Origin of the sequence: Enterococcus sp. MSG3299 (assembly GCF_050555765.1) — a bacterium.
Classification (GTDB): Bacteria; Bacillota; Bacilli; order Lactobacillales; family Enterococcaceae; genus Enterococcus; species Enterococcus faecalis.
The window spans coordinates 972045-982704 of the sequence record NZ_CP187869.1; the positions used below are offsets into that span (position 1 = coordinate 972045).

Sequence of the window (10660 nt, forward strand, 5' to 3'; positions counted from 1 at the left end):
TTTAATGGGTAATAGTTTTAAAATATCATGGGAAAATAAAAAAATCATTTTTTTGACTATGTAGGTTTTTTCAATACTATGGTAAAATAGGACAAGTAGCTTTTACAAGAAGGTAAGAGGGGAGTATGAAAATATGGGAAAAGAATATCATGTTGCCGTGGTAGGAGCAACAGGTGCTGTCGGGACAAGAATGATTGAATTGTTAGCAGAAACAAGTTTGCCAATTGCCAGTGTGAGGTTATTGGCGTCTAAGCGTTCTGCTGGACAAGAGATTCAGTTTAAAGGGCAACCTCTTATCGTGGAAGAATTAGTCCCGGAATCATTTGAAGGAATCGATTTAGCATTATTTAGTGCTGGTGGGAGTATTTCCGAAAAGTTTGCACCAGAAGCAGTTAAGCGCGGAGCTGTTGTTGTTGACAACACTAGCCATTTTAGAATGGCAAAAGATGTTCCTTTAGTTGTTCCAGAAGTGAACCCGGAAGCCTTAAAAAATCATCAGGGAATCATCGCAAATCCCAATTGTTCTACGATTCAAATGATGGTGGCCTTGGAACCAATTCGGCAAGCGTTTGGCTTAGAACGAATCATCGTTTCAACGTATCAAGCTGTGAGTGGCGCAGGTATCCGTGCAATTAATGAGCTAAAAGAACAAGCCGAAGATTTTTTAGAGGGAAAACCTGTCAGCGAATGGTCAGCTGAAATTTTACCAGCTGGCAGTGACGAAAAACATTATCCAATTGCTTTTAATGCGTTGCCTCAAATTGATGTTTTTTCAGAAGCAGGGTATACCTACGAAGAATGGAAAATGATGAATGAAACAAAAAAAATCATGGGAGACAACAAGCTAAAAGTCGTTGCCACCTGTGTCCGTATTCCGGTAATTTCAGGACATTCTGAGTCTGTTTATATAGAAGTGAAACAAGCAGATGCATCGGTCTCAGCCATCCAAGAATTAATGGCGCAAGCTCCAGGTGTAATTTTACAAGATGAGCCAAGTGAACAACTATATCCACAAGCGCTAAATAGCGTCAACCAGAAAGAAACATTTGTCGGCCGTATTCGTCAAGACGTTGACGTGAAGAACGGTTTCCATTTATGGATTGTGTCAGACAACCTATTAAAAGGAGCTGCTTGGAACTCGGTCCAAATTGCTGAAACGCTACACGAAATGAATTTGCTTCGTGTACCTGAAAACGACTAGAAGGTTTGTATTGTATACTCGGGAGGGAATAGGATGGATTTAACGAATGCAACAATTATTACGGCAATGGTTACGCCGTTTCAAGAATCGGGAGAAATAGATTTTGATAAACTACCGCAATTGGTAGACTATTTATTGGCCAATCATACAGAAGGCGTTATTTTAGCAGGAACAACTGGTGAATCACCCACGTTAACTCATGAAGAAGAATTACAATTATTCCAGCGAATGATTGAACTGATCGATGGACGTATTCCGATTATTTGTGGTGTAGGTACGAATGATACACGTGACTCAGTCGCTTTTGTGAAAGAGTTAGCGACAATCGCTGGTATCGATGCTGTTTTGGCGGTTGTTCCTTATTATAATAAACCGAATCAAGAAGGTATGTATCAACATTTTAAAACCATCGCAGAAGCAAGTGAACTGCCAATTATTTTGTACAATGTTCCTGGTAGAACGGCTGCATGTCTAGAAGTGGAAACTACTTTGCGCTTAGCACAATTGGAAAAAATTGTGGCAATTAAAGAATGTGCAGGGTTAGATGCAATTACTGAGTTGATTGAAAGAGCGCCAAAAGACTTTCTAGTGTATACTGGAGAAGACGGGTTGGCTTTTGCCACCAAGGCACTTGGCGGACAAGGGGTTATTTCGGTAGCCAGTCATGTCTTCGGTTCGTCAATGTATGAGATGTATCAAGCGCTGGAGCAGGGGAACTTGCCGGAAGCGGCTAAAATTCAACGACAGTTATTACCAAAAATGAACGCATTGTTTTCAGTGCCTTCACCGGCACCCGTGAAAGCGGCCTTAAATCATTTAGGTATTCCTGTTGGAAATTTACGTTTACCTCTAGTTGCTTGTACACCAGAAGAAGAGCAAAGAATTATTCGCACGTTAGAGATTTAAAGAACGTGTAATCATAGAGAGGTGAAAAGAGTGAGTACAATAAAAATCGTTCCATTAGGCGGCGTTCGTGAAAATGGAAAAAATATGTACGTTGCTGAAGTGGAAGATGAAATTTTTGTACTGGATTGTGGATTACAATATCCAGAGAACGAACTTTTAGGAATTGACGTTGTCATTCCGGATTTTACGTATTTAGAAGAAAATAGTGAACGAATTGCAGGGGTCTTTTTAACACATGGCCATGCAGATGCAATTGGGGCCTTACCGTATTTGCTTTCAAAAATTCAAGTGCCTGTTTTTGGGACAGAATTAACGATTGAACTAGCAAAACTAAGTGTCAACAGTCATGCGGAAACGAAGAAATTTAAAGATTTCCATGTGATTGACCCGCATACAGAAATTGATTTTGGTCAAGCAACGGTGAGCTTCTTTAAAACAACGCACACCATTCCAGATTCGATTGGTGTTAGCATCAAAACAAAAGAAGGTAACATTGTTTATACTGGTGATTTTAAATTTGATCAAAGTGCGATTGAGATGTATCAAACCGATTATGGCCGCTTGGCTGAAATTGGGAAAGAAGGCGTCTTGGCGTTACTTAGTGATTCATCAAATGCTGAAAACCCAGTCCAAGTTGCTTCCGAAGCCCAAATCGCTGATGAAGTGTTCGATACGATTCGCTATTGGGAAGGACGAATCATCGTGGCATGTGTGGCAAGTAATTTGCAACGGGTCCAACAAGTATTGAATGCAGCGGATCGTTCTGGTCGTAAAGTCGTTTTGACAGGCCAAGATTTTGAACGGATTATTCGGACGGCGATGAAATTGGAAAAATTACAATTGCCAAGCGAAGATCTATTAGTGAAACCAAAAGAAATGAAAAAATATGCACCTGAACAGTTATTAATTTTAGAAACAGGCCGGATGGGAGAACCGATTAAGTCACTTCAAAAAATGGCTAATAATACACATGGTGTCGTTCGAATTGAAGAAGGCGATTTAGTTTATATTACGACAACGCCGACAACGGCCATGGAAACAACGGTTGCCAAAACAGAGGATATTGTCTATCGGGCCGGTGCTACGGTGAAGCAAATTTCCGACAATTTACGTGTGTCTGGTCACGCTAATCCGAATGACTTGCAATTGATGCTGAACTTAATGAAACCAAAATATTTCATTCCTGTCCAAGGTGAATACCGCCAGTTAGCTGCGCATGCGGACTTAGCACATGAAATTGGCATGCCTTATAAAGATATCTTTATTACAGGTCGTGGGGACATTCTAGAGTATACAAAAGGTAGAATGTCGGTAGCTGGCAGCACAACGGCCGAAAATATTATGATTGACGGGATTGGTGTCGGCGATATTGGTAATATCGTTTTACGGGATCGTCGTATTCTTTCCGAAGATGGTATTTTTGTGGCTGTTGTGACAATTAATCGTCGAGAAAAACGAATTGTTTCACCAGCTAAAATTACTTCTAGAGGTTTTGTTTACGTTAAAACAAGTAAAGACCTAATGAAAGAAAGTAGCAATATTGTTACAGAAATTGTTGAAAAACATTTAGAAAGTGACGATTTTGAATGGAGCAAACTGAAACAAGAAATCCGCGAAAACTTAAGCCGTTATTTATTTGAACAAACCAAACGTCGTCCTGTGATCTTACCAGTTATCATGGAAGCGACGCAACGCAAGCGTCCCAAAAATAACGCATAGTTCGTCCTGATAAAAGCAGGTGATTTTAGGAGAAATTCTTCTAAAGTCATCTGTTCTTTTTTGTAACTTTCTTCTATAAATATGGTACTATTAATCAGAGCGCTGAATAAAGGAGGCGATTTTAGTGGAAGAGATTGTGTTGTTCCATACCAATGATCTTCATTCTCACTTTGAAAATTGGCCCAAAATACGGCGTCTGGTTAAAGCCAAACGTTCGCTGTACCAAAAAGAGGGCAAAACAGTCGTAACCATTGATTTAGGTGACTTTTCAGATCGGTGTCATCCTTTGGCCGAAGCAACAGATGGTCGAGCAAATGTAGCTATAATGAATACATTAGCGTATGACCTGGTTACAATTGGAAATAATGAAGGAATCGGCAATTCAAAGAAACAATTAGAGCATTTATATGATCAGGCAACATTTGAAGTGGTCTTAGCTAATTTAGAAGATCCAAAAACCCAAACGTTACCAGATTTTTGTCAAGCATATAAAATTATGACAACTAAAGAAGGCACAAAGTTAGGGTTTATTGGCTTAACCGCACCATTTCCTTTAACGTATAATCCCAATGGCTGGACAATCAAACAAGTGGAAGCAGTCCTTCCTCAACTGATTACAGAAGTTGCGTCTCAATGTGATGTTCTCATTTTGCTTAGTCACTTGGGGATAGATACTGATTTTATGATTGCGGCGAATTATCCTGAAATTCAAGTGATTTTAGGTTCCCATACACATCATTTATTTAAAGATGGTGAAAAAATTAATCATGTGCAACTAGCAGCTGCTGGCAAATATGGACAGTATATTGGTGAAGTGCATCTGTTTGTGGATGCCGACACGAAGCAAGTCACAAGTTATGCAAAAACGATGGAAACAGCAAGTTTAGAAGAGCAAGCAACTGATGCCAAGGAAATTGCGGGTTACTTAACGGAAGGTCATCGACTATTGCAAGCGCAGCAAATTGCACAAATCCCTGAAACCTTGTCAACGGACTTACGGCAACCGCATGCCTTTATAACTGTTGCCTTGAAAGCGTTAAAAGAAGCGGGGCAGACCGAAGCGGCTGTGTTAAACAACGGGTTATTTTTAGCAGATTTACCAGAAGGAATAATCAATGCAGACCAATTACATGAGGCCTTGCCTCATCCAATGCATTTAATCAAGGTTACCTTGAAAGGGTCAGACATGAGCCGTTTGATTCGTGAAATGGAAAAAAGTCGTCAATTTCTGCGGAAATTTCCGATTCGCGGGATGGGCTTCCGCGGGAAAATTTTTGGCGAATTATGTTATGATGGGATTCGTTTTGAGCGAAATAGCCAGACCGTTTTTTGGCAAGGGAAACCTATTCAGCCAGAGCAGAAGTATACGCTGACAACAGTGGATCACTTTCAATTTGTTCCGTTTTTCCCAACGATTGAGTTAGTTGGAGAAGTCGAATTTTTATTTCCAGACGTTTTAAGAACTGTCGTGGCGAACTATCTGCATGCCCACTATCCAATCAAATAAAAACAAGGTATAATAAAAACTAGGTGGTGAAAAAATGACAGACAAAAAGACAACCGAAAAAAAAGAAACAGAAACTGCTGCAACCTTTACAGAAGAACTAACAGCAGTTCTTGAAGAAATAAAAGAAGAACCTGTAAAAGAAAAGAAAAAAGGGGAAATTGTCACCATTGTGAATGAAACAGATATTCAAATTGGTGAAAGAGAGTACCGAATTGTTAAAAATCATCGTGATGCCTTTGATTCTGAACGCTTAGGTGAACGGTTTAGTGAAGTATTAGCGCGTTATGATTATATCGTAGGAGACTGGGGCTATGAACAGTTACGCTTGCGTGGCTTTTTTGATACTTCTAATCGTCGGGCAGCGCCGGATCAACGCATTGATACACTAGAAGACTATTTGTATGAATATTGTAATTTTGGCTGTGCCTATTTTGTAATTGAACGAACAGGGGAACGTAAAGAAAAAACAACGCATCGTCGTCGTCGCCATAAAAAGAATAATCGTTCTAACGCGTTTGTCGAGGAAAAGAGTGCGCCCGCTAATAAAAATAGCAAGCCAGTGATTCGTACGCGAAAAGAAGAAAATAAAAAAACGACTACACCCAAACAGCCAAGTCCCAAAAAATCTGGCAAAGGCTTTACGATTCGTCAACGTGAGGAGTAAACAGAGTGAAAAAAGACTATCAAGGATATTTAATTGATTTAGATGGAACGATTTATTTAGGAAAAGAACCAATTCCAGCTGGAAAACGTTTTGTCGAGCAGTTACAGGAAAAAGATTTGCCTTTTTTATTTGTAACGAATAATACCACTAAATCTCCTGAAACAGTGGCACAACGTTTAGCAAATGAATTTGATATTCATGTCCCAGCATCCCTTGTTTATACAGCGACTTTAGCGACGATTGATTACATGAAAGAAACCAATCGGGGCAAGAAAGTCTTTGTCATCGGCGAGGCTGGTTTAATTGACTTAATTTTAGAAGCAGGTTTTGAATGGGATGAAACAAATCCTGATTATGTTGTCGTGGGACTTGATACAGAATTATCTTACGAAAAAGTGGTTTTAGCTACCTTAGCCATTCAAAAAGGGGCGTTGTTTATTGGAACCAATCCAGATAAGAACATTCCGACAGAAAGAGGCTTATTACCTGGTGCAGGTTCAGTTGTGACGTTTGTGGAGACAGCTACTCAAACAAAACCAGTTTATATTGGCAAACCAAAAGCGATTATCATGGAACGAGCGATTGCGCATTTAGGCGTGGAAAAAGAGCAAGTGATTATGGTTGGAGATAATTATGAAACCGATATTCAATCAGGGATTCAAAATGGTATTGATAGCTTGTTAGTTACATCAGGTTTTACCCCTAAGTCAGCTGTTCCAACTTTGCCAACGCCGCCAACCTATGTTGTTGATTCCTTAGATGAATGGACTTTTTGAGTATGATGAGGTCGAAATTGCGTTTAAGGGAAACGCTTGGACTCATTTGTTTGTTTTTAACGATTGTGGCTTTAAGTATCACGATCACGATTAATTTTCGTCCATTGTATCTTTTTGATATCCAACACTTAAATATTTTAAAAGACGTAGAGGTTGATCGTGTGACCTTGATTAAAAATTACGATCATTTAATGATGTACTTAAACAATCCTTTTGAAAAAACATTAGTATTTCCTGATTTTCCAATGTCTGATAGCGCGGCTTTTCATTTTTATGAAGTAAAAAAATTGTTTTTATTGTGCTATGGCGTATTACTAGTTACGTTGTTGCCTAGTATCCTTTATTTAAAATATTTGGTAAAAAATCAGCGTTTATGGACATTGATACGGCCATTTCAGTGGGGAATGTTTTTGCCTGTGCTCTTTGGCTTTTTCATGCTGATTGGCTTTGATCAATTTTTTATTGCGTTTCATGGATTATTTTTTAACAACGATGCTTGGTTATTTAATCCGCTGACTGATCCGATTATCAATGCCTTGCCTGAAGCCTACTTTATGCATTGTTTTATCTTGTTTTTTGTTTTATTAGAAGTCCTGTTTTTGATAGGTGTTTTAATCGGAAAACGTTCTTTAAAAAAATAAAGAGAGAAAAGTGAACAATTCCAAAATTGCTCGCTTTTCTTTTTTATTCAATCTAGTTTTAAAAACTAGATTGAATAATTGTAAAAAGTATGATATTCTTTTTTAGAAATGGTTAGGAGGGTTTTTATGGACGAGATAGAAAAATCACTACAAGATTGGGGCCAACAATTGGAAAACGTTCATTTGCCAAGATGGCATGAGTTACCAGACATTGAATTATATATGGATCAAGTGATTACTCTGATAGAAAAATACTTATCCCCATTGATTACACTGGAAAAACATACTTTGTTAACGTCCTCAATGGTTAATAATTATGTCAAACACGGGTTAATCCCGGCCCCAGTGAAAAAGCGCTACAATCAAAAGCATTTAGCGTTTTTAATTGCGATTACGTTGTTGAAACAAGTGTTAACATTGCCAGAAATTAAGCAAGGCATTTTATTCCAAGGAGCCACGGTTGGTATTCGTGAAGCGTACAATTTATTTTGTCAAGAACAGGAACGAGCGATTTATGTGATTGCTGCTCAAGCGCAAGAAAAAGAAGTTCAGGCCAAATCACAAGAACCTATGGGGATTGAATATTTGGCTGTAAAAGCAGCGACAATGTCTTTTGCTACTAAAATGTTTAGTGAAAAAGTGATTGAATTGGAACAAGAATACTTAAAAGAAATGGATGAGATGACACATGAATAAAGAAAAGATCGCACTACTGGTTGATTCTGGGACAGATGTTCCAGAGGCATTAGTCAAACAATACGGCATGTATGTCTTGCCCTTACAGATTATTTATCCTGAAAAAACCTATACAGATAAGGTAGATATTACACCAGAAGAAGTGTATCAACGTTTAGAGAAAGAAATACCTAGTACTTCATTACCTGATGGTGCAACAATCCAAGCTATTTTTGACAAAATTAAAGAAGCGGGTTACGAAAAAGTCTTAGCGGTGACCATTTCTAGTGGTTTAAGTGGAACCTATAATGTGGTTCGCTTGCTTGGAGAACAAACCGAAGGACTAGATGTATTTGTTTTAGATACAAAGAACATTGGTATCGGGGCTGGCATTCAGGCGATACGAGCAGCAGAATTAATTGAAACAGGATTAGGCTGGCAAGAATTACAACAAAAATTAACAGAAGAAGTAGCCAACGCAAAAGTATTTTTTAATGTAGCCACTTTAGAATATTTACAAAAAGGTGGACGAATTGGTTTAGTCACTTCTATTTTAGGGAATGCGCTAAAATTAAACCCCATTATTTCTTGTAATGAAGAAGGCATTTACTATACGGTGGCTAAGTCTCGCGGCCGTAAAAAAAGTCTTGATAAAACGTTTGAGTTGGTGACGAACTTTATAGGTGAGGCACCCCGTTTTCGTTTGGCAGTCGCTCACGGTGCGGCAGAGGAAGAAGCAAAAGCAATGATGGAACGCTTGAAAGCGGCTTTTCCACAAGCAGAAGAAATTTACTTTGGAACGATTAGTCCGGCATTAGTTGTTCATACAGGACCAGGACTTTTAGGTGTTGGCATACAGTTATTAAATGATTGATTAAATGAAAAATCCTCTCAAATTTTTTTGAGGGGATTTTTCATTTAAGATTTCTCTTTTTCATAGAAATATCATTTTACTGGAAAAACAACGAAAATTATATTGAAAATTTCACGAATGTGTTACAATTCATCTACAAAGGGGGAATTTTTTGTGAAAAAAGCAATAGCAGAATGTTTAGGAACATTTATTCTTGTCTTTTTTGGGACAGGAACAGCCGTTCTAGGAAATGGTATGGAAGGGATTGGAACAACGGGGATTGCCTTAGCATTTGGCTTAACAATCGTTGCTGCTGCCTATAGTATTGGCACAATTTCAGGTGCACATCTAAATCCAGCTGTTTCTTTAGGAATGTGGCTTAATAAACGAATAACAACAATGGAACTAATCTACTATGTAGTGGGACAAATTATTGGTGGCTTGATTGCCTCATTTGCATTATTAAGCATTCTAAAAGGTGCTGGTAAAAGTATTGAGAACTTAGGTCAAAATGGCGTAGGGGAATTAAGTGTTGCTGGTGCATTGACAGTCGAAATTATTTTAACATTTATTTTTGTTTTAGTTGTCATGACAGTTACAAGTGCTAAGAAAGGCAATGCTTCATTAGCAGGAATCGTAATTGGGTTAACACTAACAATGATTCACTTAGTCGGCATTCCTTTGACAGGAACTTCTGTCAACCCAGCTCGTAGCATCGCGCCAGCCGTTTTTGCGGGTGGTTCAGCGTTATCTGAGTTGTGGATTTTTATCGTTGCGCCATTAATTGGTGGATTATTAGCCGCTCTTGTAGCAAAATTCGTCTTAGATACGGAAGAATAGATTAGCGGAAGAAGAATCTTTGATAACAAGCGTCAATTGTTGTCAGAGATTCTTTTTTTGTTATACTAGGAGAACCTGAAGGCGCATTTTTAGCTAAAGATGAAAACATCATCAAAATAAGGTATAATAGGAAAGTATCAAATAAGATTAGAAGGAAAAAGAGGTGTCTCTTTGTGAAGAAAATTTTAGTAGTTGATGACGAGAAGCCAATTTCAGAGATCGTTAAATATAATTTGGTTAAAGAAGGATATGAAGTATTTACTGCTTATGATGGAGAAGAAGCACTTGAAAAAGTGGAAGAAGTGGAACCAGACTTAATTATTTTAGACTTAATGCTCCCTAAAATGGATGGCTTAGAAGTCGCGCGAGAAGTGCGCAAAACACATGACATGCCAATCATTATGGTGACTGCCAAAGATTCTGAAATTGATAAGGTTTTAGGATTAGAATTAGGCGCTGATGACTATGTAACGAAACCATTTTCAAATCGTGAATTAGTTGCTCGTGTAAAAGCCAATTTACGGCGAGGTGCAACCAATGCGAAAGAAGCCGAGGTGACAACGCAATCTGAATTAACGATTGGTGATTTAACCATTCATCCTGATGCATACATGGTCTCAAAACGGGGTGAAAAAATTGAATTAACCCACCGTGAATTTGAGTTACTTTATTACTTAGCAAAACATATCGGACAAGTCATGACTCGTGAACATTTATTACAAACCGTTTGGGGTTATGATTATTTTGGGGATGTGCGGACAGTGGACGTAACCGTACGTCGTTTAAGAGAAAAAATTGAAGATAGTCCAAGTCATCCAACGTATTTAGTTACTCGTCGTGGGGTTGGTTATTATCTAAGAAATCCTGAACAGGAGTAA

The 10660-nt window shown here is 38.4% G+C and carries 11 protein-coding genes; all 11 read left to right on the plus strand.

Annotated elements, in window-relative coordinates; genetic code table 11:
* Positions 1 to 133 precede the first annotated feature (133 nt).
* Complete coding sequence (locus IGL23_RS04880) at positions 134 to 1201, plus strand: aspartate-semialdehyde dehydrogenase (protein WP_002381968.1); 1068 nt, start codon at positions 134 to 136, stop codon at positions 1199 to 1201.
* 33 nt (positions 1202 to 1234) lie between these two features.
* Positions 1235 to 2107: a 4-hydroxy-tetrahydrodipicolinate synthase gene (gene dapA, locus IGL23_RS04885; protein WP_002357957.1), complete on the plus strand. Its 873-nt coding sequence runs from the start codon at positions 1235 to 1237 to the stop codon at positions 2105 to 2107.
* Positions 2108 to 2137: 30 nt separating this feature from the next.
* Positions 2138 to 3826 carry a ribonuclease J gene (locus tag IGL23_RS04890; protein ID WP_002375145.1) on the plus strand — a complete coding sequence of 563 codons (1689 nt, stop codon included), beginning with the start codon at positions 2138 to 2140 and terminating at the stop codon, positions 3824 to 3826.
* A 124-nt stretch (positions 3827 to 3950) separates the two neighbouring features.
* Positions 3951 to 5333 carry a bifunctional metallophosphatase/5'-nucleotidase gene (locus tag IGL23_RS04895; protein ID WP_033595012.1) on the plus strand — a complete coding sequence of 461 codons (1383 nt, stop codon included), beginning with the start codon at positions 3951 to 3953 and terminating at the stop codon, positions 5331 to 5333.
* 34 nt (positions 5334 to 5367) lie between these two features.
* Positions 5368 to 5997, plus strand: a complete 630-nt coding sequence (locus IGL23_RS04900) for a YutD family protein (RefSeq protein ID WP_033595011.1) — start codon at positions 5368 to 5370, stop codon at positions 5995 to 5997.
* A 5-nt stretch (positions 5998 to 6002) separates the two neighbouring features.
* Entirely contained in the window at positions 6003 to 6773 is a 771-nt protein-coding gene (locus IGL23_RS04905; RefSeq protein WP_002357953.1) for a TIGR01457 family HAD-type hydrolase, read from the plus strand.
* Positions 6761 to 7414, plus strand: coding sequence for a TIGR01906 family membrane protein (locus IGL23_RS04910; protein WP_080279888.1), 654 nt, complete (start codon positions 6761 to 6763; stop codon positions 7412 to 7414). Before IGL23_RS04905 ends, IGL23_RS04910 begins: the two co-directional genes overlap by 13 nt.
* 126 nt (positions 7415 to 7540) lie before the next feature.
* A complete protein-coding gene (locus tag IGL23_RS04915) occupies positions 7541 to 8110 on the plus strand; it encodes a DUF1836 domain-containing protein (RefSeq protein WP_002361647.1) in 570 nt (189 codons plus the stop codon).
* A complete protein-coding gene (locus tag IGL23_RS04920; protein WP_002357950.1) occupies positions 8103 to 8963 on the plus strand; it encodes a DegV family protein in 861 nt (286 codons plus the stop codon). The genes IGL23_RS04915 and IGL23_RS04920 overlap by 8 nt, the downstream gene beginning before the upstream one ends.
* A gap of 117 nt (positions 8964 to 9080) precedes the next feature.
* Entirely contained in the window at positions 9081 to 9782 is a 702-nt protein-coding gene (locus IGL23_RS04925) for an MIP/aquaporin family protein (RefSeq protein WP_050443327.1), read from the plus strand.
* 173 nt (positions 9783 to 9955) lie between these two features.
* Positions 9956 to 10660, plus strand: coding sequence for a response regulator YycF (yycF, locus tag IGL23_RS04930; RefSeq protein WP_002357947.1), 705 nt, complete (start codon positions 9956 to 9958; stop codon positions 10658 to 10660).